This window comes from Enterobacter genomosp. O (assembly GCF_001022965.1).
Taxonomy (GTDB): Bacteria; Pseudomonadota; Gammaproteobacteria; order Enterobacterales; family Enterobacteriaceae; genus Enterobacter; species Enterobacter cloacae_L.
Genome location: NZ_LECZ01000025.1, coordinates 66657 through 90531, shown reverse-complemented (window position 1 = coordinate 90531; position 23875 = coordinate 66657). Strand labels below are relative to the sequence as shown.

At 55.1% G+C, this 23875-nt stretch carries 25 protein-coding genes; 9 read left to right on the top strand and 16 right to left on the bottom strand.

Annotated features, from left to right (window positions below; all coding sequences use genetic code 11):
* Positions 1-66: 66 nt before the first annotated feature.
* Entirely contained in the window at positions 67-1827 is a 1761-nt protein-coding gene (locus ABR39_RS10450) for an AAA family ATPase (protein WP_047346882.1), read from the bottom strand.
* A 186-nt stretch (positions 1828-2013) separates the two neighbouring features.
* Between ABR39_RS10450 and matP the strand changes: the two genes are divergently transcribed.
* Positions 2014-2466 (top strand): macrodomain Ter protein MatP, encoded by a 453-nt coding sequence (gene matP, locus ABR39_RS10445; RefSeq protein ID WP_008499929.1) that lies wholly within the window; start codon positions 2014-2016, stop codon positions 2464-2466.
* Positions 2467-2529: 63 nt separating this feature from the next.
* Here matP and ompA read toward each other — a convergent pair whose 3' ends face one another.
* Positions 2530-3585: a porin OmpA gene (gene ompA, locus ABR39_RS10440; RefSeq protein ID WP_123156781.1), complete on the bottom strand. Its 1056-nt coding sequence runs from the start codon at positions 3583-3585 to the stop codon at positions 2530-2532.
* 354 nt (positions 3586-3939) lie between these two features.
* Complete coding sequence (gene sulA / locus ABR39_RS10435) at positions 3940-4449, bottom strand: SOS-induced cell division inhibitor SulA (protein ID WP_032649134.1); 510 nt, start codon at positions 4447-4449, stop codon at positions 3940-3942.
* Between the two features lie 217 nt (positions 4450-4666).
* Here sulA and ABR39_RS10430 point away from each other — a divergent pair, with 217 nt between their 5' ends.
* Positions 4667-5293 (top strand): TfoX/Sxy family DNA transformation protein, encoded by a 627-nt coding sequence (locus ABR39_RS10430; RefSeq protein ID WP_047346880.1) that lies wholly within the window; start codon positions 4667-4669, stop codon positions 5291-5293.
* Here the strand turns inward: ABR39_RS10430 and yccS are convergent.
* Together yccS and ABR39_RS10420 are read right to left on the bottom strand one after the other, a co-directional pair.
* Positions 5250-7412, bottom strand: coding sequence for a YccS family putative transporter (gene yccS / locus ABR39_RS10425; protein ID WP_047346879.1), 2163 nt, complete (start codon positions 7410-7412; stop codon positions 5250-5252). The genes ABR39_RS10430 and yccS overlap by 44 nt on opposite strands.
* Positions 7413-7431: 19 nt before the next feature.
* The gene (locus tag ABR39_RS10420; protein WP_023311032.1) at positions 7432-7878 is read right to left on the bottom strand and encodes a YccF domain-containing protein; all 447 of its coding nucleotides are present in this window, start codon (positions 7876-7878) and stop codon (positions 7432-7434) included.
* A gap of 123 nt (positions 7879-8001) precedes the next feature.
* Here ABR39_RS10420 and helD point away from each other — a divergent pair, with 123 nt between their 5' ends.
* Positions 8002-10056 carry a DNA helicase IV gene (helD, locus tag ABR39_RS10415; RefSeq protein ID WP_047346878.1) on the top strand — a complete coding sequence of 685 codons (2055 nt, stop codon included), beginning with the start codon at positions 8002-8004 and terminating at the stop codon, positions 10054-10056.
* 83 nt (positions 10057-10139) lie between these two features.
* Here the strand turns inward: helD and mgsA are convergent, their stop codons facing one another.
* Together mgsA and csgI are read right to left on the bottom strand one after the other, a co-directional pair.
* Positions 10140-10598, bottom strand: coding sequence for a methylglyoxal synthase (gene mgsA, locus ABR39_RS10410; protein WP_047346877.1), 459 nt, complete (start codon positions 10596-10598; stop codon positions 10140-10142).
* An 80-nt stretch (positions 10599-10678) separates the two neighbouring features.
* Entirely contained in the window at positions 10679-11341 is a 663-nt protein-coding gene (csgI, locus tag ABR39_RS10405) for a curli synthesis inhibitor (protein WP_047346876.1), read from the bottom strand.
* A 173-nt stretch (positions 11342-11514) separates the two neighbouring features.
* Between csgI and ABR39_RS10400 the strand changes: the two genes are divergently transcribed.
* Positions 11515-11928, top strand: a complete 414-nt coding sequence (locus ABR39_RS10400) for a CoA-binding protein (protein WP_047346875.1) — start codon at positions 11515-11517, stop codon at positions 11926-11928.
* Between the two features lie 37 nt (positions 11929-11965).
* On the opposite strand, the gene hspQ is transcribed toward ABR39_RS10400, so the two are convergent.
* The gene (gene hspQ, locus ABR39_RS10395) at positions 11966-12283 is read right to left on the bottom strand and encodes a heat shock protein HspQ (RefSeq protein ID WP_008499919.1); all 318 of its coding nucleotides are present in this window, start codon (positions 12281-12283) and stop codon (positions 11966-11968) included.
* Positions 12284-12343: 60 nt separating this feature from the next.
* Positions 12344-13534, bottom strand: coding sequence for a 23S rRNA (cytosine(1962)-C(5))-methyltransferase RlmI (rlmI, locus tag ABR39_RS10390; RefSeq protein ID WP_047346874.1), 1191 nt, complete (start codon positions 13532-13534; stop codon positions 12344-12346).
* A gap of 173 nt (positions 13535-13707) precedes the next feature.
* On the opposite strand from rlmI, the gene ABR39_RS10385 reads away from it, so the two are divergent.
* The 3 genes from ABR39_RS10385 to yccX are packed head-to-tail and all read left to right on the top strand — an operon-like array spanning position 13708 to position 15357.
* Positions 13708-14265, top strand: coding sequence for a kinase inhibitor (locus ABR39_RS10385; protein WP_047346873.1), 558 nt, complete (start codon positions 13708-13710; stop codon positions 14263-14265).
* Positions 14266-14275: 10 nt separating this feature from the next.
* Complete coding sequence (locus ABR39_RS10380) at positions 14276-15064, top strand: AraC family transcriptional regulator (protein WP_047346872.1); 789 nt, start codon at positions 14276-14278, stop codon at positions 15062-15064.
* An 11-nt stretch (positions 15065-15075) separates the two neighbouring features.
* Positions 15076-15357: an acylphosphatase gene (gene yccX, locus ABR39_RS10375; protein WP_047346871.1), complete on the top strand. Its 282-nt coding sequence runs from the start codon at positions 15076-15078 to the stop codon at positions 15355-15357.
* Here yccX and tusE read toward each other — a convergent pair.
* The 6 genes from tusE to ABR39_RS10345 form a co-directional block, all read right to left on the bottom strand.
* Complete coding sequence (tusE, locus tag ABR39_RS10370; protein WP_047346870.1) at positions 15354-15683, bottom strand: sulfurtransferase TusE; 330 nt, start codon at positions 15681-15683, stop codon at positions 15354-15356. The genes yccX and tusE overlap by 4 nt on opposite strands.
* Before the next feature lie 69 nt (positions 15684-15752).
* The gene (locus ABR39_RS10365) at positions 15753-16304 is read right to left on the bottom strand and encodes a LuxR C-terminal-related transcriptional regulator (protein WP_047346869.1); all 552 of its coding nucleotides are present in this window, start codon (positions 16302-16304) and stop codon (positions 15753-15755) included.
* 10 nt (positions 16305-16314) lie between these two features.
* The gene (locus ABR39_RS10360) at positions 16315-17472 is read right to left on the bottom strand and encodes a CfaE/CblD family pilus tip adhesin (protein ID WP_052952192.1); all 1158 of its coding nucleotides are present in this window, start codon (positions 17470-17472) and stop codon (positions 16315-16317) included.
* A gap of 1 nt (position 17473) precedes the next feature.
* A complete protein-coding gene (locus ABR39_RS10355; protein WP_047346868.1) occupies positions 17474-20191 on the bottom strand; it encodes a TcfC E-set like domain-containing protein in 2718 nt (905 codons plus the stop codon).
* 72 nt (positions 20192-20263) lie between these two features.
* Positions 20264-20770 (bottom strand): CS1 type fimbrial major subunit, encoded by a 507-nt coding sequence (locus ABR39_RS10350; RefSeq protein ID WP_047346867.1) that lies wholly within the window; start codon positions 20768-20770, stop codon positions 20264-20266.
* Positions 20771-20844: 74 nt separating this feature from the next.
* A complete protein-coding gene (locus ABR39_RS10345) occupies positions 20845-21588 on the bottom strand; it encodes a fimbrial protein (protein ID WP_047346866.1) in 744 nt (247 codons plus the stop codon).
* Positions 21589-21896: 308 nt separating this feature from the next.
* Between ABR39_RS10345 and ABR39_RS10340 the strand changes: the two genes are divergently transcribed.
* Together ABR39_RS10340 and ABR39_RS10335 are read left to right on the top strand one after the other, a co-directional pair.
* A complete protein-coding gene (locus tag ABR39_RS10340; RefSeq protein ID WP_047346865.1) occupies positions 21897-22652 on the top strand; it encodes a winged helix-turn-helix domain-containing protein in 756 nt (251 codons plus the stop codon).
* Entirely contained in the window at positions 22649-23125 is a 477-nt protein-coding gene (locus ABR39_RS10335; protein ID WP_047346864.1) for a hypothetical protein, read from the top strand. Before ABR39_RS10340 ends, ABR39_RS10335 begins: the two co-directional genes overlap by 4 nt.
* 56 nt (positions 23126-23181) lie before the next feature.
* Here the strand turns inward: ABR39_RS10335 and yccA are convergent, their stop codons facing one another.
* Positions 23182-23841 (bottom strand): FtsH protease modulator YccA, encoded by a 660-nt coding sequence (gene yccA / locus ABR39_RS10330; protein ID WP_023335168.1) that lies wholly within the window; start codon positions 23839-23841, stop codon positions 23182-23184.
* Positions 23842-23875: the final 34 nt, after the last annotated feature.

Here is a 23875-nt window from a genome sequence, read left to right as displayed (position 1 = left end):
TCTCAATAAGCCTTATTTTAGTGAAGGACGCAGGATAGCTAACACGTGTACGCTGAACAAGTCCGATCAGTTCGAACTGAACCAGCCCAACCAGCGTAACGGCCATGGATAACGATGACGAGCATCCTGCTGTGTCGCCTGAGCAATTCGCTCCTGGATAGTCTGCATCAGGGTGGTCTGCCCTTCGCCATCCCATACCAGGTTTGTCAGTAAGGGTAGTGCATCCTCAATCCCTTCGATGGCCCAGATGGCGAATTGCTCCTGTTCAACGGCATCCAGAATATCCTGGCTGAGGCTTAAATGGCGTGCGTTGGGCGCGGGAATAATTACACCCTGCTTGCCGTTTAAACCGCGCTGCTGGCAGATGGAGAAGAAACCTTCAATTTTTTCGTTGAGGCCACCTACTGGCTGAGCGCGTCCGAATTGATCGACCGAACCGGTGATGGCGATGTTCTGATTGATCGGCACTTCCGCCAGGGCGCTGATTAAGGCGCACAGCTCTGCCATAGAGGCGCTATCGCCATCCACTTCGCTGTAGGACTGCTCAAACGTCAGCGAGGCAGAGAAGGGGATCTGTTGCTCGAGCTGCAGCTCTGACATCAAAAACGCCTGCATGATCATCATGCCTTTCGCATGAATGTTTCCGCCCAGCTCGGCTTTCCGTTCGATATCGGTGAATTCACCATCGCCAATATGCACAACGCAGCTGATTCGGGACGGTTCCCCGAACGCGCGCGGATGGCCAGGAAATTCAATCACCGACAGGGCGTTGATCTGCCCAACGCGTTCACCTTCGGTTTCCACGAGAATTTGTTCCAGCAGAATTTCATCCTGCATACGGTCAGCAAGATAGCCTTCTCGCCACTCTCGCTGAGCCAGCATCTGGGTGAGCTGTTCTCCGCTGAAAGCACCGTTACCGCTGATAACACCCACTTCACGCAGCTGTTTGCCAATCCAGAGCGGGCAGAGTGGCAGCGTTTCCTGGTCACCGGTATAGCGCACCGCTTCGCGAATCAAGCCTGGCCACGCGTCAGCCGCTGGCGTTGGCAATGCAAAACGTTCAGCAACGGCCATCACCCACTGGCACCACTGCGCCATATCGTCTGCATCGGCAATCTGGATGTTGTCTTCGTATTCGCTATACACCGCCTGCTCAGCCATCTCCGGCTCCATTTCCTGGAAGTCAGCCAGAGATTCACGGTCGCCCGTCAGCACGACGGTCAGCGACAGCGGCATAGACGGCACAGAGACGGGCAGGGGACGAGACTCATCGTAGCCGATCCAGTCGAAGCGCTGCTGGTGCACGATGGTTTTCAGACGCATCCACAGCAGCGGCTGCGAGAGCAGGGTGCGCAATGAAATAATGAGGACACCGCCATTTGCGCGATGTACCAGCCCCGGCTGCAGCGACAGTTCGCCGTTAAACTGGCGCAGGCAACCAAAGAGTTGTTCAGCCTCGACCCAGTTAGCGGTAATCACCTCGCCCTTAGCGGCAAAACGGCCATCAGCCTGAGCGGATGGTTCGAAAGTGACATCATGTCCCGCGATACGATATTGGCCGCCAAAGACTGCGTTCGATTCCGGCTGCAGCTGGCGCACGGCGTCCCCAAGCAGCGTCAGGTATTCCGCTTCTTCCGGGGCTTTGAGCAGCATGAAGGGCGCTGTTGCCCACGGGCTTAACACCTGCTCCAGCGCATAATGCAAACGTGGCTGCGTATCGCTAAGGATGAATTCGTTTTCTTTTGCGAGATCTGGCTGTGCAAACAGTTCCTGATAACTTTCGGTATCCGGAACAAGGTCACGCCATGCAAGTTTCGTAATGGTCAAAGTTGATGTTTTTTAGTCAGATGTAAAAGCGTGGAGTATACCGTAAGCGGGGGGCTCTACCCAAGCAGGATTGGGGATTTCGAGAGGGGGATTGGCTGCATTCACTCACAGGATATGATTTCTTTTCAGCAGATTGCTAAAAAACTGATATTCTGAACAGAGTTACGTGGTAACACTGAGATCGCAATGAAATATCAACAACTGGAAAACCTCGAAAGCGGCTGGAAATGGAAGTACCTGGTCAAAAAGCACCGTGAAGGGGAGCTGATCACCTGCTACATCGAAGCCAGCGCTGCGCAAGAGGCCGTGGATATTTTGCTGACCCTCGAAAATGAACCGGTACAGGTTAACGGCTGGATTGAAAAACACATCAATCCTGCGCTGTTAAACCGGATGAAGCAAACTATCCGCGCGCGACGCAAACGGCATTTTAACGCTGAGCATCAGCACACGCGCAAAAAATCAATCGATCTGGAGTTCGTTGTCTGGCAACGCCTGGCGGGACTGGCGCAACGCCGTGGCAAAACGCTGTCCGAAACTATCGTGCAGTTGATTGAGGATGCCGAACATAAAGAGAAGTACGCCAACCAGATGTCGACACTGAAGAACGATCTTCAGGCTCTGTTGGGTAAAAAGTAGATTTTTATTTTCTTCAGACAATAAAAAACCCCGCATTGCGGGGTTTTTTTATAAGACGATAACTTATGCCGCTGGCTGAGTTACAACGTCTTTGATGCCTTTAACTTCGATCTCTACGCGACGATCTGGAGCCAGGCAGTCGATCAGTGCAGCGCGAGCTTTCACGTTGTCACAGGTGTTGCCAGTAACTGGGTTAGATTCGCCCATACCACGTGGGGAGATCTTGTTAGCTGGGATACCTTTAGAGATCAGGTAATCAACAACAGACTGAGCACGTTTCTCAGACAGTTTCTGGTTGTAAGCGTCAGAACCGATACGGTCGGTGAAGCCCAGAACCACTACAGAACCGTCTTTAGGATCCAGGTTGCTCAGCTGGGTGTACAGCTGATCCAGTGCCTGCTGGCCTTCTGGTTTCAGAGTAGCTTTGTTGAAGTTGAACAGAACGTCAGACTTCAGAGTGAAGTGCTTGGTCTGTACTTCTGGAGCTGGAGCCGGCGCTGGAGCAACAACTGGTGCTGCATCTTCCTGCTGGCCGAAACGGTAGGAAACACCTACGCTCAGCATGCCGTTGTCTGGACGAACACCAACGGTGTTGCCGTCGCCGATGTTGTTAACCCACTGGTATTCCAGACGGGTAGCGATGTCACGGGTCACAGCCCACTCAACGCCACCAGCGAATACTGGGGAAACACCGGTGTCATGGTCGTCGCCAGCGTTGCTGTTGCTGGAGTCAGCGCGCCATACCATGCCGCCCAGACGGGTGTACACGTCCAGATCGTCAGTTACTGGGTAACCCAGTTTAGCGGTCAGCTGAACGCCCTGTGCTTTAAAAGCGCCGTTTACGGTGTCGCCTTTGTATGGCATACGACCTAACCAGTCGTAACCCATTTCAAAACCAACATACGGGTTAACCTGATAGCCACCGAACGCACCTGCACCAAGCTGGCTCTCGTGAGTCGGGCCATCATTGTTGTTTGCGCTGTTGTACCAGCCGGTGTCGTGGAACTGAGACCAGCCCAGTTTACCACCTGCATACCAGGTATTATCTTTCGGAGCGGCCTGCGCTACGGTAGCGAAGCCAGCCAGTGCCACTGCAATCGCGATAGCTGTCTTTTTCATTTTTTGCGCCTCGTTATCATCCAAAATTCGCCATGAAAGTCTCAAGAGAGAATCACGGTTAAATCCTTCACCGGGGGGCGTGGTCAAATATAAATCTACCGATATCTTCGGCTTAGGCCGAGCACCCCTGGCGATGTAAAGTCTACAACGTAGCTGAAAACTTACAAGTGTGAAGTCCGTCAGGCATATGAAAAAAAAAGTTCCGTATACCTATTATTTAACATTTCGTGAACGAATTTTGTGCAATAAAATTAAGGAGAACCGCACCAGACAAGCCTTGCCGCAATTTTAAGGCCGGGAACTAAAACCGCATCTTGAGGTCAAAAAAAATTCCAGGAAAAATCTTAATTTCACTCAATGATACAAATTTGAGTGAATTTTTAGCCCAGAAAGTTGTCCTCTGCGGTAAGAATCCGATCGAACCGGACGCATAATAAACCCGATCGCACTCCCTTCTTCGGCCGCTTCAGTCAGACGGAAATGTTCCTCTTCCGTCAGTTCTTCTGATAACCATCCAATCACCACGCTGTAATTTCCGGTGCGTAAAGCACGGATCATCGACTCAACGGTGTCGCAAGGCGAGAGTTGATTAATTTGCATCACCTTCGTCAGCGGCAGACCGGCGGACTGAACCCACTCGCGGCTCAGCTTTTGCTGAGGCGTGAGCCAAAGCTGCCAGCGCGATTGCTGACCGAGCTGTTGTAATAACGGCAACAGCAGTAGTTGCGTCAACAGGGGCTGGTCTTCACGATAAACCACTTCACTGATAAGCCCTGTGGAAACACGCTCGACGGAATTCTGCGCGACATTGCCTGCGGCAGAAGAGAGAGAGATTGCGCGATTTGCATAGCCTGAAGTGTGCATATTCATTCCAGCCCTGTAGTTACTGTATGGATATACAGTAACCCCTGTATGCATAAAGATCAACCTCATTTTCGGAAAGCGACTCGCAAAATTCATTCAATCTTGATGCCCGTCGAAAAATCATCTTGCTCAACGGCGATAAGTTGCCTATTTTCCTGCTAACGGATCCGCTAGTAAGAAATTTCGTTGTTAGTGAATGATTTTAAAAGGAAATATCATGAAAAAGATATCTTATGAACGGATTTATAAATCACAAGAATACCTCTCTCCGCTGGGCGAAATTCATCATCGTGCGCTGTTTGGCGGCTACACCCTGGCGGTGGATGATGCAGTTTTTGCCATGGTGTCAGATGGCGAGCTTTATCTTCGCGCCTGCGAGGAGAGTGCGAAGTACTGTGTAAAAAGTGCCGCCTCTTTTTTGACGCTGATGAAGCGAGGCCGTCCGGTGCTGCTCAATTATTATCGCGTGGATGACGGATTATGGCAGGACAGGGAGCGGCTGCTCCAGCTCTCCTCGTTCGCGCTCAGTGCAGCAAGAAAAGAGCGCTACCAGCGTCATCAACGAAACCGGCTTAAGGATCTGCCGAACCTGACGTTTCAGCTTGAAGTCTTGCTTTTTGAAGCAGGCATTACCAATGAAGAAACACTCCGGACGCTGGGCGCCAGGGCAAGCTGGCTGAAAATGCGGGCTAAAAATAAAGCGCTCAGTATTAAAGTGCTCTTCGCACTTGAAGGGGCTATTGAAGGGCTGCATGAGGCGGCGCTCCCGGCAGGCATTCGCCGGGAGCTGACGGAGTGGTTTAATGGGCTGCCTGAGCCGCAGGATAATCACTCTTCCAGGTAGAGATTTGCTGTTGCAGCCGGCAAATTTCAGGCAGCAAAGCGATGAGCAGGCCTATTTGCTGCAGAACCAGCGGCGCTTTGCTGTCGTTTCCCGGGTCAAGATGCGCAATGCGTTGAGCCAGTTCATCCAGAGCCTGCTGAACGCGTGGTTCATCGGCTGGTCGGTGATGAAGCGCGTCATCGACATAGCAGACGGCGTCATCCAGCAGGTTAAGGATACCGGGGTTGGTGAGTTTCTCACGGTGGGCACCCAGCGTCGAAATATAGCTGGTGAAGGTATGGTTCAGGCAAAGCAGGCGGAAAGCGGTCTCACGAATCTCTGCCGTGGCGCGAGGCTCCGTTGACATATTAGAGACAACAGAGGCCAGTTCTGCGTCGCTGTTGTGCGCATCGCGGCGTGCGATGCGGTATGCCAGACGGTTGTCGCGGCCCTGATGATACTGCTCCAGGATGGCGTCAAGGTAGCGACAGTTGGCGTTCATCGCCCTCTCTACCACGCGCGGCAAATTACGAAAACGCCAGTCCGGCCAGATAAAGCTGACCGCAGCCCAGGCAATAGCGCAGCCAATCAGGGTATCGATCACGCGGGGCAGGGCGACCTCAAACCCTTCACCCAGCAGGTTAAAGCAGAGCAGCACCAGCAGCGTGATGAACATGGTGGCATGCGCATACTGCACGTTGCGAAACGCGAAGAACAGCACGCCGGTGATCACGATCAGAATCAGCTGGCCTTCAATGGAGGGCACGAAATAGAGCAGAGGTAGCCCAATCGCGACGCCGACCAGCGTGCCGATAATACGCAGCGCAAGACGATGCCGCGTAGCGTTATAGTTCGGCTGGCAGACGAACAGGCTGGTCAACAGGATCCAGTAGCCGTGATGCAGCCCGGTTATCTGAATAAAGGCATAACCCACGCACAGCACCAGTGACATTCTTACCGCGTGACGAAAAAGAGCCGACTCCGGCGTAAAGTTGCGGCTCAGCCGTAGCCACATATCGCTAACGCTGTGCACGCTGTCATCAGCAAGCTGATTGTCCACCTCGCTGCCCGGAAGCGCCATTGCCTGCTCGGACTCGATGGTCGCTAACTGAGCATCAATAGCCCGCAGGTTATTGAGCAGAAATCCCAGTGCTTTGATGTTTTCCGGCGACGTTCCGCTGGCCTGAACGCGGTCAAGGGCCGCGTCAAGATGGCTAAATACGCGTTCAAAGCGCGGGTCATGCTGATAGGGAGTGCGCAGCAGAATGGAGCGCGAAAGCTGCTGGCACGCCTGGGACTGCATGGACAGCAGGCGCTGGAAGCGGAACATCACGTCGCTGTAGCGGAACTTCTCGCGCAGGGCGGCATACTGAACGTGTGAGGAGCTGGCGCGTTCATGAATGTCCTGCGCGGCAAAATAGTAGTGTAGGGTCCGTCGCGTTCCGCGCTGGCCGCGATCGCCGCGCAGACGGGTAAGCAGAGAGGCTTTCGTCTGGTTAAGGGTGGCGACCAGTTGACCGTTTGCCAGCGCCAGATCGTAGAGCGGTGCCTGGCTTTCCTCTTCGATATCCGGGTCGAACAGACGGGACTTCAGTTCCAGATAGTGGGCTAGCTGCTCAAAGCTGCGGGCAAGGTTATCCTGCAGGGGGCGAACCGGGAAGATGAGATGACCGGTTAATGTCAGCAGGTTATACCAGATGGCGCCCAGCAACAGCAGAACCGGCTGCTGGTACCACTGGTCGTAAAGGGACACGCCCAGCATGGTGTAGATGGCGATTAGCAATGCACCAAACGCGATGGTGGCATAGCGCTGCCCAAGGCCGCCCAGCAAAATAAACCCGCTGGTTGAGAGCGTAAGACCCAGGGCAAACAGCCAGGGCCATGGGAAAAGCAACTCAACGGAGGCTGACGCAATAAAAAAGCAGATGAGCGTAATGACCAGGTTACGTAAACGCCCGGCCAGACGGTCGTCCAGGTCCGCAAGCGCCCCGGCCACCACCCCCAGCGTAAGCGGAATGGTGAGTTTGACATCATTCAGCCACCAGGGCAGGGCAACCGTGCCGCAAAGCGCGATAAAAATCCTGACGTTATAAAGCCAGGTGCTGTTCCAGGTATAACGGCGAAGCAGTGGGCTTAGCATAAACGCGGCCAGTCCTTATTTACTGAAAACGACGACGTGCGTTTGCTTCACGCGCCGCCTGAGCCACTTCTACCGGAACAACCCTGCGCCCGACGGGCCAAAGAGCGATAGCGGCGATCTTAAAGTTCGCGATCCCCACCGGAATACCAATAATCGTGATGCACTGCGCAATACCCGCAAAAATATGCATGATGCACAGCCACCAGCCGAAGAAAATCAGCCAAAGAATGTTCAGCAGGGTCCCGCCCGTGTTCATCAGGGCGTTTTTGCTCTCCGGGTTCAGCTCGTCAACGTGGATGGCTTCATTCCCGTAAGGGATCAAGGAGAGTTTTGTGATTTCCCAGCAGGAACGAGTCAGGGGAAGCGTGAAAATCAGGACGATGCTCACCAGCGTGGCAAAAAGCCAGGAAAGGGTGGTGGCAAAACCGCCCAGCACAAAATTCAACACATTCAGAACGGTACGCATAAACGCTCACTTCCTTTCGATAAAATTAACGCCCAATGATTGTAACGTTTTTTTAGGCTGGAGCACCTTAAAACTGGCAGTTAAACTGTCAGGTAAATTATCTCTTCGTGGATTTGGCGGGACATGGAACTGAAAGCAACTTCGTTAGGCAAACGCCTGGCGCAACACCCTTACGACAGGGTTGTTCTCCTTAATGCCGGGGTGAAAGTCTCCGGAGAACGCCACGAATACCTTATTCCGTTTAATCAGCTTCTGGCTATCCACTGCAAACGCGGGCTGGTGTGGGGCGAGCTGGAGTTCGTTCTGCCTGATGATAAAGTCGTGCGACTTCACGGCACCGAGTGGGCGGAAACCCAGCGTTTTCATCACCACCTGAACGCGCTCTGGCAGCAGTGGAGCCAGGATATGAGCGTAATTGCCGCCCAGGTGCTGCAGCAGGTGCTGGACGATATCGCGCAAAGCAACGCACAGCACGCGTGGCTGACCCGTCAGCAGACCGCCGGGTTACAGCAAAAAATCAGGCAGGCGCTCGCGGCGCTGCCGTTATCGGTGACGCGTCTCGATGAGTTTGACAATTGTCGCGACGCCTGGCGGCAGTGTCAGGCGTGGCTGAATGACAAGGATAAAAGCCGGCTTGCCCATAACCAGGCGTGGACGGACGCCATGCTCACCCGCTACGCCGATTTTTTCAGTACGGTGGAATCTTCACCGCTTAATCCGTCCCAGGCGCGCGCGGTGGTTAACGGCGAGCAATCCCTGCTGGTGCTTGCGGGTGCCGGTAGCGGTAAAACGTCGGTGCTGGTGGCGCGTGCTGGCTGGCTGCTGACGACCGGGGAAGCGGTCGCCGATCAAATCCTGCTTCTGGCCTTTGGCCGCAAGGCAGCCCAGGAGATGGACGAACGAATTCAGGAACGCCTGCACACCCGGGATATTACCGCCAGGACCTTCCACGCGCTTGCGCTGCACATTATTCAGCAGGGCAGTAAAAAAGTGCCGTCCATCAGTAAGCTGGAAAACGACACGCAGGCGCGGCAGGCTCTGTTTATCAAAACGTGGCGCCAGCAGTGCAGTGAGAAAAAGGCGCAGGCGAAAGGATGGCGGCAGTGGCTGGAGGAGGAGCTTAGCTGGGAGGTGCCAGAGGGCAGCTTCTGGCAGGATGACAAGCTGGCGCGTCGGCTGGGCTCGCGGCTTGACCGCTGGGTGAGTCTGATGCGAATGCACGGCGGATCGCAGGCGGAGATGATTGAGAGCGCGCCGGAGGAGATCCGCGATCTGTTTTCGAAGCGGATCAAGCTTATGGCGCCGCTGCTGAAGGCCTGGAAAACCGCCCTGAAAGCGGAAAATGCCGTCGATTTCTCCGGTTTGATCCATCAGGCCATCATCATTCTTGAGAAGGGGCGTTTTGTCAGCCCGTGGAAACATATTCTGGTGGATGAGTTCCAGGACATCTCTCCGCAGCGTGCCGCATTGCTCTCGGCGCTGCGGGCGCAAAATAAACATACGTCGCTGTTTGCGGTGGGGGACGACTGGCAGGCCATCTATCGCTTCAGCGGGGCGCAGCTCTCCCTGACGACCGCGTTTCACCACTATTTTGGCGAAGGGGATCGCAGCGATCTGGACACCACCTACCGCTTCAACTCACGGATTGGGGAAATCGCCAACCGCTTTATCCAGCAGAACCCGCATCAGCTGGCAAAGCCGCTCAATAGCCTGCGGCCGGGGGATAAAAAAGCCGTCACCCTGCTGGCGGATGACCAGCTGGAGCCGCTGCTGGACAAGCTTAGCGGCTATGCGAAGCCTGATGAACGTATCCTGGTGCTGGCGCGTTATCATCACCTCAAACCCGCGGCGCTGGAAAAAGCCGCCACCCGCTGGCCGAAGCTACAGCTTGAGTTTATGACCATTCACGCCAGCAAAGGGCAGCAGGCCGACTATGTCATTGTGCTGGGGCTGAAAGAGGGGAGCGACGGTTTCCCGGCTCCGGCCCGTGAGTCGGTCATGGAGCAGGCCCTGCTGCCGGTGCCGGAAGACTTCCCGGATGCCGAAGAGCGGCGTTTGCTGTATGTGGCAATGACCCGCGCGCGGCATCGCGTGTGGCTGCTGTTCAATAAAGAGGAGCCATCCGCGTTTGTTGATATTCTGAAGAGTATTGATGTGCCGGTGGCGAGGAAGCCGTAGCGGGATTGCCGGGTGGCGGCTTCGCCTGACCCGGCCTGCAAAACCTGTAGGCCCGTGCAAGCGTAGCGCCGCCGGGCATAAAGCTACTTCAGTCTGTCGGAAAGATAGCGCTGATAGTCCGGAATCAGAATATCAACCGGTGAGTTGAACTGCGGCGATTCGATAATGAAATCCGCCGTCGACAGGTTCGTCGCCACCGGGATATTCCACACCGTCGCCAGGCGCAGCAGCGCTTTGACATCCGGATCGTGCGGAACCGCGTTCAGCGGGTCCCAGAAGAAGATCAGCACATCAATCTTTCCTTCGGAAATCTGCGCGCCTACCTGCTGATCGCCGCCCATCGGGCCGCTCAGCATCGCATTCACCTCCAGACCCGTTTCGCGCTGAATAAGGTTACCGGTTGTGCCGGTCGCCGACAGGGCGTGCTTTTCCAGCGAAGACTGATGGCGGCGAACCCAGTTAAGCAGCATTTGTTTACAGTGATCGTGCGCAACCAGAGCAATGTGTTTGCGTTCCGGCAGCGTGCGTGTTGTCAGTTCCATAATCATATCCATCAGGTTAACTGACTACACGATGACGGGAACCGTCTGACGCTGCAAGAGTAAGGCGTAAAAAATGTGGTTTATGATGAAGGTTGTTGTTTTGCCCACTGCAAAAACCGGGCTCGCGTGTCGGGATCGGCCTGCTGGAACCAGAATTTCAGGCGCTGTTCCGTCAGGGTCTGGGACTGGGGAGGAATAACGTCCAGCTCAGACACGCCGGATAGCAGCGTACTGTCGTCAGCCATCATGGTAGCAAACTGCGGAAGCGAGGCGCGTTTACCCGCTTTGTTGTAGGACTGTGTCGCGGCCTCGTAATCCACGCCTTTCGGTGAGGTCGTCAACGCCAGAATATCCAGCTTCACCGGAATCGGCATTGCATCTCCATCCACAAGCTCAACGCGAGGCGCAGCGTCAAAGGCCGCAGACTCTTTCTCCGTTTCAAGACGAGGCAGGGTAATGTTCACCTGACTGATTTGCTGGGTATTAAAGCTAACAATCAGCGGCGGGGAGATGTACATCCTTTGCTCACGATTGGCCAGCCCGATCGATTTTTCTACCCGGAAAACCAGCTGATGCGGCCCGTTATCCAGCTCAATGCTGTCTGCACCGCGCAATAACGAGCTGGAGACCTTTTTTCCGTCCAGAACCAGGAGATCGATGTCGGTAGAGAGCCGAAGCGTGGTAGCAAAAACGCAGACCGGCATCACTAACGCAATCAGAGCAGTGGCAATACCGGTTTTCATAGAAGGCTCCCGTCAGAAATCCTGTCGCCGCATTAATGTATCTAAATTTTTCGATAATCACGTTTACTAACATATAGACATATTTCGCCGTTTTGCCCTCATACATCTGTATGGGATGGATGGTTGAGATCTGCGGTTTGGCGTACACTTTTAAAAAACCCAGGAGGAAAACCATGAAAGAGAACGATATTGCCGAGATTCTGACATCCACGCGCACCATTGCGCTGGTGGGCGCGAGCGACAAACCCGATCGTCCAAGCTATCGGGTGATGAAATACCTTCTCGATCAGGGTTATCACGTTATCCCGGTGTCGCCAAAAGTGGCGGGGAAAACCTTACTGGGCCAGCAGGGTTACGCCACGCTCGCTGAGGTGCCGGAAAAAATTGATATGGTCGATGTCTTCCGCAATTCCGAGGCGGCATGGGAAGTGGCGCAGGACGCGATTGCTGTAGGCGCGAAAACGCTGTGGATGCAGCTGGGCGTGATTAACGAACAGGCCGCCGTGCTGGCGCGGGATGCGGGGTTGAACGTCGTCATGGATCGCTGTCCGGCGATCGACATCCCCCGTCTGGGGCTGGCGAAGTAATAAAAAAAAGCCCGTTCATCGGGCTTTTTTTACACGCTTAGTTGCGCAGGCGCGGGGCCTGTAACTGTTTGCGGATAGTCTGAGCAAGTTCATCCATCGTGGGTTGCTCCGGATGCTCTTCCTGCAGCTCGCTACTCAGCTGCGCTTCGGCCAGATAGGTGTGGACGGGCTGTCCATCATCACCTTCCATCACCACATGGTACCAGGGCGCGGCGCGAAGCTCTGCGTTCACCGCCAGCTCGTCTGCTGACGGTTCATCAAGGGAATACTCCGGGTCGATATCCACGACCACACCCAAATACCCTAGCAAAGTGTGGCGGACCTGCTGGCCGATACCGAATTTGCTGGCAATCATAGTCACCTCCCGGGAAATACGACTTACACGTTATGTGCGGGCAATATTTCTCTTTTCAAGTTACATGACGCGACAGGCAAACCCTTTCAGATAGAGCCCTTCCGGGTAGGTAGCAATCACCGGGTGATCGGCGGCCTGACGGAACTGCTCTATAAATTGTACATCACGGCCAGCATCTATTGCGGCATCGGCGATGATTTTCTGAAATAAATCTGTGGTCATCAGGCCGGAGCAGGAGAAGGTGAGCAGAACCCCGCCCGGGTTCAGCAGCTGGATGGCCAGCATGTTGATATCTTTGTAACCGCGGCAGGCGCCCATCAGCTGGCTTTTGTTTTCCACAAACTTTGGCGGATCCATCACAATGACGTCGAACTTCTCGCCACCATCGCGATATTTACGCAGCAGCTTGAAGACGTCATCGCGTACAAACTCGGCTTTACTCAAGTCCAGCTTGTTGAGCTCGACGTTCTGTCTTGCCACGTCCAGCGCTTCCTGAGAGGTATCCACGCTGACAACCTGGGCACAGCCGCCCATCAGTGCTGAAACGGCAAAACCGCCGGTATAGGAGAAGCAGTTCAGCACGCGTTTGTCAGCAACGTACTGACGCGTAGCCAGACGGCTGTCGCGCTGGTCGAGGTAATAACCCGTCTTATGCCCGCCCTGAATATCTACCAGCAGCTTCATGCCGTGCTCTTCAATCGGCAGCAGGGCAGGCGGCAGTTCGCCGGTCACAGGGCCTTGCGTCAGCTCCATGCCCTCTTTTTTGCGCACCGCCACATCGCTGCGGTCGTAAATGGCGCACTGCGGGAACAGCGTTTGCAGCGCGCTAATCAGCGCGGCACGCTGATACTCAGCCCCGGCGCTCAGGAGCTGCAGCACCAGGAAGTGACCGAAGCGGTCAATGGTGACGCCCGGCAGACCGTCGGACTCACCGGCAATCAGGCGGTAGCTGTCCAGCCCGTCGCGTTTTGCCAGCCACTCGCGCCACTGCTGCGCCTGCTGCAGGCGGCGGACGAAGAAGTCGATATCGATGGTTTCATCTTTATCGAAGGTCCAGACGCGGGCACGGATCTGGGACGCAGGCGAGTAAGCGCCTCGCGCTAACCATTTCCCCTGATGGTCAACGATATCAATGGTTTCACCGAGGCTAGCTTTGCCTTCCATACGGGCAACCGCGCCGGAAAAGACCCAGGGATGACGGCGCAGTAATGACTTCTCGCGCCCTTTGGCTAACACTAAACGTACACTCATAATTTGCTGTTCTGTCGATTTCAGGAAATGGCGCGTAGATTACCACATTCAGCAAGGCGCAATCATCTGCGGATGCCGTTGAGCGTTTCGGCACAAAATCAAATCGCTTAAGCACATTACGGCACTGCGGCGGGATATACAGTGGGCTTCCGGTTCAGCAAAGGAAACCCCCTATGAAAAAACGCAGTGTAATCGCAATAGCCGCTCTGGCGGCGATGAGTTTTCAGGTTTTAGCCGCAACGCCTTTCAGCATGACCAGTCAGGATATTTCCGGCGAACGGCGGTTAGCGCAACAGCAGGTGTTTGAGGGATTTGGCTGCCACGGTGGGAATACCTCACCGCAGCTGGCATGGACCAATCCGCCCACCGGTACGAAAAGTTTTGCCGTCACGGTCTATGACCCGGATGCGCCTACCGGCAGCGGCTGGTGGCACTGGACCGTAGCCAACATTCCCGTGAAGACGCAGACGCTGCCAGCCGATGCGGGTAACCTGAACGGCGAAAAATTACCCGCGGGCGTTGTGCAGGGGCGTAATGATTTCGGTTATTCTGGATTCGGCGGCGCTTGCCCCCCCGCAGGGGACAAGCCTCACCGCTATCAGATTACCGTCTGGGCGCTGGACGTGGATAAACTGCCCGTCGATAAAAATGCCAGCGGCGCGCTGGTCGGCTTTATGCTTAACAGTCACGTTCTGGCAAAGGCTCAGTTAACAGCAACCTACAGCAGATAAGGATGGCGGGGTGCAGGAGTTTCATTTTCGACATAAACATCTCACGGCGGGTGAAGTGAGTGCCAGCAAAATGCATCGCCTGCACCAGGTTAAACTCTTTTTTCCGGCGATTTGTCATATCACTCACGGCAGTAAGATGATTGTGCAGGACGACAACCGCCTGGTGGCAACCCGGGATGAGCTCATCATTATCCCTGCCAATACGGCGATGGAGATTATCAATCAGCCTGCGAACGGTCTGTTTCACTCGGACTTGCTGATGTTATCGCCGGAAATTGTTGCCGAGTTTAAAGCGCATTACCTGAAATCCTGGCCGCGCACGACGCTGCATTCGCTCTGCGCCCCGCTGAGCGAGGGGCTGGCATTTATGTGGGATAACCTGCTGCACGCCGTGCGTCAGGATTTACCGGAGGCGCTGCAAAAGCATCAGGCCTTCGGGCTTTTGCTGGCATTGCTGCATGACGGCGCGGCAGGCCCGCTGCTTATTGAGCGAAACAATAACCTGACCGAGCAGGTGCGGCAGTTCATTATGCTGTCGCCCGCCAGAGCCTGGACCGCGCAGGATGTCGCCAGCCGTCTGGCCCTGAGCGTGCCGACGCTGCGCAGACGGCTACGTGAAGAGTCGCAGAGTTTTCGCCAGATTGTGGAGGAGGTGAGAATGTCCGTTGCTTTGTCGCAGCTGCAGTCAACCCGATTACCGATTGGCGAAATCGCATTACAATGTGGGTATCTTTCCAGCTCTCGTTTCACCGCCCGTTTCCGGCAACACTATGGCTGTTTGCCGAAAACGCTACGTTAAGGAGAAGAAATATGTCTAAAGTCTGCACCATCGCCTGGGTTCACGGCGTCGTTCAGGGGGTCGGATTTCGCTACAGCACCCAGCGCGAAGCGCTTGAGCTTGGGCTAACGGGATACGCGCGAAACATGGATGACGGCAGCGTTGAGGTGGTCGCCTGTGGCGAAGCTGAGCAGGTTGACAAGCTGGTGGCGTGGCTGAAAGCGGGCGGGCCGCGCAGCGCGCGGGTTGATAAGGTCCTCACGGAACCGCATCAACCCGGTCGGGAATACATGAACTTCGGTATTCGCTATTAAATACACTTCACAGGTTTAGGCAGGCCGGCAATTTTGGTGGCCTGTTTTGCCGGGCCCTTCGGGAACAGACGATAGAGATAGCGGCTGTTGCCTTTCTCTTCACCGAACTTATTGGCCATCGCTTTGACCAGCATGCGGATGGCCGGAGAGGTGTTGAATTCAAGATAGAAGTCGCGGACAAAACGCACCACTTCCCAGTGTTCGGGGGAAAGGGCAATGCCTTCATTTTCCGCAATTTTCTCCGCCAGCGGTTCGCTCCAGAGCGTTGTATCTTTCAGATAGCCTTCGCTATCGGTCTCAATTTCCTGGCCTGCAAAAATGAACATAGTCTTCTGTCGTGTGTGAAAAAATCGGCGACAGTGTAGCAAAAAAGCGGCCTCAGGATAAACCGCGGCCTACAGCAGCAGCTGCAGCAGATTGTTGGCGTTGAGCTTCTTCAGCGCGTTGCACTTATGGGATGAAACCTGTTTCTCTGACATGTGCGTCACGATGGCAATGTGGCGAACCGGCAACCCGGTGAGCATGAGATCGAGCACGTTGAATTCAGGCACGGTAAGGCAGCAGTCCAGGCTTCGAACGCGGCGAGGCTCTTTGGCCAGCAGATATGCTGCATCTGCAACGGCGATCCTGTCATCGATGATATAAAGGGTTAACGTACCGAAACGCTTGCGTAAATGCGTCGCCAGCGCCCACCCCTTTTCGTTGCACACCAGATAAAGGCTCCCTTTCCAGCGGGCGGCCTCCAGCCTGAGCAAAATGTTGATCAGCGATTGATGCGTCGCCGCTACGGAAAAGCGGCAGCGGATGACAAGCACGCGACGGGTAAGCAGCGTTGGCTGCCATTTTACGGTGTCGCTTTGGATCTCTAACTGAACGCCCCGACGCAGCAGCGCGTAGCGCAACCCCTCAGCGTAAAATCGATTATTGTCGAGAATGGCGTAGCTCACGATGACCTCGTTATAACGTGCTGGGCGTATAGATAACGCGCAGTGTGCCGGTGTAGTCACCCGCGTTTTTGCTGCTGGCTGCAAACGCAGGGGTTTTCAGGATAATAGGCGCAGGAATGCACAGCACGCTCTCGCGCCCGCCGGGCAGCACGACCTGCCGCAGATACTGCGGATCGTTGGTACCTTGCCAGACCAGGGTTTTACCGTTCGCGACGGTTTCGGTTGCGCCTGTGATTGGATTGGTAACGGAGACCCAGTAGTCGAGTCGATCCCGCGCGTCGGTCTGGCTTCCACCGCGCCGCCTGATAGAAAATGCACCTTCGGCACGATCCGCTGAGGGGAGTCCGTCATCCTCAAAGCGAAGGTAAGCGCGGGTGCTGGTGCTGTTCTTGCCGTCGTACAGACACATATCCAGCGAGTTTTCCCCCTGGATCTCGCTGCCCCCGGGACGCCCCGGGAAGTTGGTCAGGTTGAGGTTAACGACGGGCGTTGAGTGCGGAAAGGCCGGCAGATAGATCTGCTGATTACCCGGATCGACCACCTCAATGCGAATATTTGCCTGCCACCTGGCGATGGTAAGATAGCCAGGACAGCCGACATTCACGTCATTGAAGTTCCCGCCGCAGTCGGCGCTCCCCCACTGACGCAGGTCCTGCTTTAGCGTTGCGGTCCAGATCCCCGGCAGGGCGAGCTTATCCAGCTCGCTTTTCACGATATAGAAATCGAAGTAGGGCTCTCTGTTCCAGGCGGTGAGATCGCCCGTCCCCCCGGTGACAAAGCTGGCAAAGGTGAACACCTTATTGTTGATAAACATGTAGTGATCGCCATACACCTTGATATCTATCGTCTTGCCGGTGAGGGCATGCGTAAAACGTAATGTGATGGCATAGGGCGCGGCCGGGTTCGCCGAGAACCAGACCGGGGCGGTCATGCAGGCCCCGTACGTGGTGTCGGCCCGGGACTGACAGGTCAGGGTATTGCGGCCCCACTTTTGCGGGTCGGCAGCGTCATAGCCACCTGGTTCATGGAGCCAGATATCAAAACGGGCAGGCGGTGCCGTGCGATCGAAGCTGATCCCCGCGCTGGTGTTTCGTCCCGCGGGAGCACCCGCCAGCGTCTGGCCGGCCCACAGGCTTAAGAACAGTAAAATAAAGAGGTACTTAATCACATCATTTCCCTTTCATGAGATTGTCGGCGTTCATGGCTGTCGGGCTGGCTGGGGTCGTTCGTCCGGCCAGCATCAGCTGCGCCTGCTGCTGGACGGCTTCCGGCAGGGCGGAGAAGGTTAATTCCCGGCAGGGGATCGACCCGACGTAGCGCACGACGTCGCGCATACTCTTCACGTTCAGCGCACACTGATAAAACTGCTGCTGACGCACCAGGTAGAGGTTATGCAGCAGGGCATCGCTTTGGGCGCTAAACCCGCCGTTGCCAAGGTCGCTCCAGCCGTTGACGTTCAGCGGCACGCCGCCGATAAACGGTGAATGATGCTCGTCGGTTAGCTGGCCGAGCCAGGTGTAGCTGGCGGTGGTTTGCACGTCCCGACGCAGCAGTTTGCCCGGCACCATAAACAGCGTTCTGCTGCCTGAGCCCTGCGTGATTTCACTGCTGGCTCCCCGTGAGACATCCAGCGATTCATTTATCGTCAATGTTGTCTGCTGATAGCCCGGTACGGCGAAAAGCGCGCGGCTGTTGCCCGGAATGTCCGCGCTGCCGCCGTTATCCAGCGACACGGCGACGCTCGGATCCTGAGAATCTTCCGGTGTAGCAACGTTAACCGCGACGGCTGAAGCGGGACGACCGTCGCTCCAGCGGCCCAGCCACAGGCCAGAGCGCGAGAGCGCAAGGGTCGAGCTGTAGTTGCCGCTGCTGCTCAGGGTGTGGCGGCTGTCCTGCCGATCCCAGGCATCGCTCATGGTCAGGCTGCCGTTGCCGTATCGTCCGCCCTGGCGCATATAGGCTGAAGCGTTCAGCGAATCGCTGTTAATGCCCGACGCGCTCAGGCCATACTCATTTTCCCCGCGCGCATCGGCATACCAGTTATGCGCCACGTTGTAGCTCAGCTGATTCTTTTCACGCTGCTGGTGCTGCCACGTTGCGCCCAGAGAGGTATAGCTTGACGCATCGCCCTGACGGTTATGCGCCATGGACAGGCTCACGCTCAGGTAGCCGCCTTTATCCCTGCCTTCCCGGGAGTCATCGTTACGCATGAACAGGTTAATGCTGCTGTTAATGTTCAGGCCATGGGTGCTAAACGCGTTGCTCAGCCCACCCTGCCAGGCGCGCGTGCGCGTGCGGGACATATAAACCGATTCCCACGGCAAACCCGCATCGTGGCGATCGTCGCTGTCCGGCAGCTCCCGGCGTGAAACGTACCGTCCTTCGTTGCGGTTATCCGAATACCCCAGGCTCGCATACCAGGTGCCGACAGGGACGGAGAACATCACTGAGAGGGTGCGATAACAGCCGTTCACGGCGTCAAATCCCGCGCTTTGGGTGTTGCAGTTTTCCGCTGATAGCGCGTTGCGATAGAGGCTCAGTGAAAAACCGTCGTTGTAGCTGATTTGCTGAATATTGCCGCGTTGACCTTCGCTACCGTAAAGGTAGCTAAACCGGGTACTCAGCACGCCATCGATCGGGCCCGCGTTGAAGCCCCGGCTCCAGTCGAGCGCATTTTCCAGGAAATGCTGGTTTTTCTTGAACGTTGCGCCGCTGGTCAGCGCCAGCGTCGGGGTGACGGGCACACGTACGCCCGCCTGCGCAACCGCGCTGCGCTCTTCGTTCCGATCGCTATTGTCGGTTTCGCCCGCCTGCAGGAACCACTCGACGCGGTCGAATGGCGTAATGCCGGTTCGTGTAAATGGCACCTGCTCGGTGCGCGTCAGCCGGTTATTTTCATATATGGAAAGGGTCACGGTGTAGCTCCCGTCCGGGAACGATCGCGTGTCCAGAGTTTGCGCCCCGGCATTCAGGTAGAAGCTCGCCAGCAGCTGATTGCCACGGCGAGCATCGATACGCGCGTCATGGGAAAGCAGCACGGTGACAGGGGTTCCCTTCGACTGCTGCACCGGATTAATCCACGCCCGTGTCGAACCCGTGCGCAGACCGCGAATCTTGCCGAGCGGCAGCTGGCTAAGGTTGATATTTCCGCCGGCATTACTGAACAGATCGCGGGTATCCATCTCGCCGGCCTGGACGTAGTACTGACGCAGAATATCCTGGCGGAACCAGGCGTTGTTGACGGTGATCTCCTGTTCCTGCTGGTGCCTTGAACGCTGCCCAAGCCAGGTCCAGTCGAGGTTAACATAGCCGTCCTGCGTGAGCGCCAGCGCGCCATTGCCCTGCACGGTGGCTGACTGATAATCCCTGTCGGCAACAAAATTAATATTCTGCTGATGGATAAGCGCATTTTCGGTGTCTTGCGTGGGCTGATACCACTGGTTGTCCGATGTCGGCTTAGGCAGAAATTTCTTGTCCAGAAACAGGCCAATGCGGGCGTTATTCTCGTCATAGATAATGGCCGCGCGGTCGGTATCTATGTAATCGCATCCCGCTGCGGAGCCGTTGCTGCTGCACGCCAGGTTGCCGTTACGGGCAAGCGGAACGGCCAGCGCGGCTGATACGGTGGCAACGAGGGCAGGATCGTCATTGAAGCGGCGTTTGATGGCCGCAACCACGGTTTCAGGCGCGACAAAGCTCACCGTTTCAAGCGTAATATCCGTTTCAAAAAGGCCAAGCGACTCGCCGTAGAGGTTCACCTCGGTCCACAGGCGCTGCGTTTTCGCCAGATCTTCAAAACCTGGCGGGACGGCCATCCCGGCACAGGCGAGTTGGATGGATGCGGGTAACAAAGCAACAAAGAGGAGAGTATTTCTGTGAAACGCCATGAACGAGCCTCGACATCATCCTGACGTCAGAGGGTGGGCACCCTCTGACGTTATTCCTTAGGTGCTGTGGTGTTACGCACCGCCTTCCGTGGTGGTCGCCTGCGTCAGCATCAGGCTGACTACGCCGCTGTACTGACCGGTTTTCAGAATGCCTTTGGTGGTCTGAGAAATGGTCAGCGGCAGTACCGCTGAGCCGTTTTCAATGCTCCCCGGGAACAGTTCAGTACCGGTATATTCAACATCTGCGGTGGTGAGGGTTTTATCGCCCAGCTTCACCGTCATAGGGATGGTCTCAGCACCGTCGGCGTTCGCCAGCTGCGCTGCGCTAACCAGACGGACTTTCACGTTGCTGGTGGCGGAGTTAGACCATACCTTGGTATTCAGGCGGTAGCTTTCCAGACCACGGCCAGGCAGGTACTGCATATCGATGCTTGCCGGCAGCGGCGTGTTATCGGCCTGGGTCATATCCAGCTGTGAATCAACGCTGGCGTTTACGGTAATGTCTTTTTGAATGGCCAGCGCGCTAAAGGACGTGGTCATCGCGGCAACAATCATCAGGGGTTTAAAATACTTACGCATTGATATCTCCATATTTACAAATGAGCACCCTGGCTCTTTAAACAACCCACATGGGGTTTTACAGTGACGTCGTGTTAATGCACGACGGGTAAATCAGCTTCTTCAGCGGTTTTATTCACCCAGTTGAAGTAGCGGAATTTATATTTCTGGCCTTGTATCGCTGTGAGCGTTTTTAATTTTCGTTCGGTGTCTGGATAAATCGTCGCGTCCTCTTTTATCCATTTACACGATGAATTTGCATCACAAATACCAATCTCTCTCAGCGGCACGCGCAGCGTGCCGTTGTTTTTTATCGTTCCCCTGAGAGGGTCAAACGACAGTGAAACCACGCTTTTTTCTGGCGCGAGGTGGATCAAGGCACCCCAAATGACATTGATGCCCAGCGTCGCCGTCGCGGCAGGGTTTTCTGCCTTGCCCGGAATAATGCTGTCAGGTTGCTTAACCCCTTCAAAATAGACGCGCCAGGTGGTCTCTTTTTCCGGTGGCGTAAGCGATACCAGGCGAACCACGCGCATTGCGCCTGCCGCAAGGGCAAATTTTTCGGGCGTGACAACAACGCCGCCTTCTTTCCACGAGGCCACATCAATCTCTTTTTCCTGGGCGGTGCCGGGATTAAGAATTTTCTTTTGCCTCACCCGAATGAACTGAATATCATCCGTTTTCGAAGCCACCTTAATTTGCGCCGCACCGGACTTATCCACATTAAGTTCCATGGGGTACACGCTCATATTGGCCATTGTCATTTCTGAGAAAAATGGCAATGACAGCGCGGCGACATAAAAGGCTGTTTTCACGTTCACTCTATTTTTCTGTTTCACATTCAGTCTGCCTGCTCTGAGTTCTTCGGCGGCGCGTTAACACCAGGTCACCGTCTGCTTACGTATCGCTTCAGGGCAGGGAAACTTTAACCAGAACAGCGGTTTGTGAAAATTTGTATTAATTAACTCATTAAATACAGTTTTTTATCCTGATTTTCTGGCTTTAAGGTTGTATAGTTAAGCGAAAATACCGCGACCAGGGATGGGAAGAAAATTCCTTCTGATGAAAAAATAAGCAGTTCAGGAGGCGGTTTTCATGTCGATGTACCAGGGATAAAAAAGCATGCGGTAACAGCCGAGAATAAAAGATGTTTTTTATATGCAATAATTCGTTGTTATTCGATCCTGAAGCACATGCAATAAGTCTTGTTGGACAACCAGAAACTGTATTAACGCTTTCGGCGCCAGCCGTTCGGCTTTTGCAGGAATTTATTAAACACAAAGGACGCGACCTGAGTCGGGAGGAATTGATCACTCGGGTGTGGGAGGAATTTGGCTTTACGCCATCGGGAAATAACCTCAATAAAGCGGTTAGCGAATTACGTAAAAGCTTCCAGTCTCTGGGAGAAGGGCACGAATTTATCGTGACCGTGCCCCGTTACGGATTCCGTTTTGAGGCCGATGTGATTTTTCAGCCCGGAGAGAATAGTCAATCCGCCGCACCTCAGCCCTCGTCCGTACCACAAGAGGTAAAGCCTCGACGCGCGTCCATGAAAAAATGGGCGATTGTGGCCTTATTGATCGTCGCTGCGCTGGGGGCAGCCCTCTATTTTAGCCGACAGCAGGAGATTTTCGTTCCGGCGAAACTCAAGCCGGTTAAGGATAAAATCGCGCGTTGCAGCATCTGGATTATTAACGATCACGGAAGACCGCTGGTGTTATCGAAATTAGCGGAGCGGCTGGAGGCCAGTAACGTGGCGTGCGAACGTGAGGAGTACGACATTTATTATTTCAGCGCCCGTTTTTCTCTTTCCGCTGCAGATGAGGTGTTCATTGGCGCCTGCCCGGTCAGTCAATCCAGCCTGTGTAAAACCATACGTTATAAAGGCGGGGCGCAACAATGAAAATAAAACTTCTTTTTGGGCTGGGCGGTGCGCTGGCCGGTGGTGCCCTGGCGCTGTTTTACTATTCTGGCTTTGCGGGTAAAAAGGATGCGCTGGCCTGCGGCACGGAATTTAACTTTACGCGCAATGAGGGAAAAGCCAGTGAAGTGAAGGTCAATGCCGTGGCCCAGTTCTATTTTCATCGGGACGGTACCGGGTTCACCACCTATAAGGGCGCGGCAAGGGCCGGCGGGCAAAATTTGATCGTTGACCGGGATGTGGATTTTACCTGGGCGCAGCGGGACGATGATAAGGTCATTGTGTTGAGCTACACCAAAACCTGGCGGCGGCACAATGACAATACGCCGGATGAACAGTGGGGTAGCTTCGCGTATCCGACCGCACGCTACTACCTGACGATCTCTGAGCTCGCGCCTTCCGTGTGGCTGATTCAGGACCGGCGATACCCTACCTATATTTGCCGGGGTGAGTAGGGCATAAAAAAAGGAGAATGCCATCGGCATTCTCCTTTTTGTTTCAGCTGGTCGGCTTAGTCGCGGCTGGCGAAGCCCAGGATGCTCAACAGGCTGACGAAGATGTTGTACAGCGACACGTACAGGCTCACGGTGGCGCGGATATAGTTCGTCTCACCGCCGCGAATGATGTTGCTGGTTTCGAACAGGATCGCGCCGGAAGAAATCAGAATAAACACGGCGCTAATCGCCAGATGCAGGGCCGGAAGCTGCAGGAAGATGTTTGCCACCATACCCACCAGCACCACCACGACACCCGCCATCAGCATACCGCCGAGGAAGGACATATCCTTACGCGTGGTCAGCACGTAGGCCGAGCAGCAGAAGAACACCAGCGCGGTACCGCCCAGCGCCATACCGATAAGGTCGCCCATTCCGGCAGACAGATACGCGTTCAGCATTGGCCCCAGGATGTAGCCCAGGAAGCCGGTGAAGGCAAACGCAGACAGAATACCGACCGGTTTGTCAGCGGTTTTGTAGGTCAGGAACATCAGACCGTACATGCCCACCAGCGTCAGGATCAGCCCCGGGGACGGCAGCATCAGCACGGTGCTGGCGGTTGCGGTGATCGCTGAAAATGCCAGCGTCAGGCTGAGCATGAAGTAGGTATTGCGCAGCACCTTGTGGGTACTGAGTAGCGATGTGCGGTCGCGCGAAGAAGTAATTATACGATCCATGAGTCACTCTCTTATGACAGATGTAATTAACGGA

What these genes read in the sequence shown, in the direction of transcription:
- tusE (WP_047346870.1), bottom strand. Translation starts at nt 15,683, where the DNA reads ATGTTCATTTTTGCAGGCCAGGAAATTGAGACCGATAGCGAAGGCTAT.
- ABR39_RS10350 (WP_047346867.1), bottom strand. Translation starts at nt 20,770, where the DNA reads ATGCGTAAGTATTTTAAACCCCTGATGATTGTTGCCGCGATGACCACG.
- ABR39_RS10335 (WP_047346864.1), top strand. Translation starts at nt 22,649, where the DNA reads ATGAAAATAAAACTTCTTTTTGGGCTGGGCGGTGCGCTGGCCGGTGGT.
- ABR39_RS10420 (WP_023311032.1), bottom strand. Translation starts at nt 7,878, where the DNA reads ATGCGTACCGTTCTGAATGTGTTGAATTTTGTGCTGGGCGGTTTTGCC.
- ABR39_RS10430 (WP_047346880.1), top strand. Translation starts at nt 4,667, where the DNA reads ATGAAAAAGATATCTTATGAACGGATTTATAAATCACAAGAATACCTC.
- ompA (WP_123156781.1), bottom strand. Translation starts at nt 3,585, where the DNA reads ATGAAAAAGACAGCTATCGCGATTGCAGTGGCACTGGCTGGCTTCGCT.
- yccX (WP_047346871.1), top strand. Translation starts at nt 15,076, where the DNA reads ATGTCTAAAGTCTGCACCATCGCCTGGGTTCACGGCGTCGTTCAGGGG.
- sulA (WP_032649134.1), bottom strand. Translation starts at nt 4,449, where the DNA reads ATGCACACTTCAGGCTATGCAAATCGCGCAATCTCTCTCTCTTCTGCC.
- rlmI (WP_047346874.1), bottom strand. Translation starts at nt 13,534, where the DNA reads ATGAGTGTACGTTTAGTGTTAGCCAAAGGGCGCGAGAAGTCATTACTG.
- ABR39_RS10400 (WP_047346875.1), top strand. Translation starts at nt 11,515, where the DNA reads ATGAAAGAGAACGATATTGCCGAGATTCTGACATCCACGCGCACCATT.
- helD (WP_047346878.1), top strand. Translation starts at nt 8,002, where the DNA reads ATGGAACTGAAAGCAACTTCGTTAGGCAAACGCCTGGCGCAACACCCT.
- mgsA (WP_047346877.1), bottom strand. Translation starts at nt 10,598, where the DNA reads ATGGAACTGACAACACGCACGCTGCCGGAACGCAAACACATTGCTCTG.
- yccA (WP_023335168.1), bottom strand. Translation starts at nt 23,841, where the DNA reads ATGGATCGTATAATTACTTCTTCGCGCGACCGCACATCGCTACTCAGT.
- matP (WP_008499929.1), top strand. Translation starts at nt 2,014, where the DNA reads ATGAAATATCAACAACTGGAAAACCTCGAAAGCGGCTGGAAATGGAAG.
- hspQ (WP_008499919.1), bottom strand. Translation starts at nt 12,283, where the DNA reads ATGATTGCCAGCAAATTCGGTATCGGCCAGCAGGTCCGCCACACTTTG.
- ABR39_RS10340 (WP_047346865.1), top strand. Translation starts at nt 21,897, where the DNA reads ATGTTTTTTATATGCAATAATTCGTTGTTATTCGATCCTGAAGCACAT.
- ABR39_RS10355 (WP_047346868.1), bottom strand. Translation starts at nt 20,191, where the DNA reads ATGGCGTTTCACAGAAATACTCTCCTCTTTGTTGCTTTGTTACCCGCA.
- yccS (WP_047346879.1), bottom strand. Translation starts at nt 7,412, where the DNA reads ATGCTAAGCCCACTGCTTCGCCGTTATACCTGGAACAGCACCTGGCTT.
- csgI (WP_047346876.1), bottom strand. Translation starts at nt 11,341, where the DNA reads ATGAAAACCGGTATTGCCACTGCTCTGATTGCGTTAGTGATGCCGGTC.
- ABR39_RS10385 (WP_047346873.1), top strand. Translation starts at nt 13,708, where the DNA reads ATGAAAAAACGCAGTGTAATCGCAATAGCCGCTCTGGCGGCGATGAGT.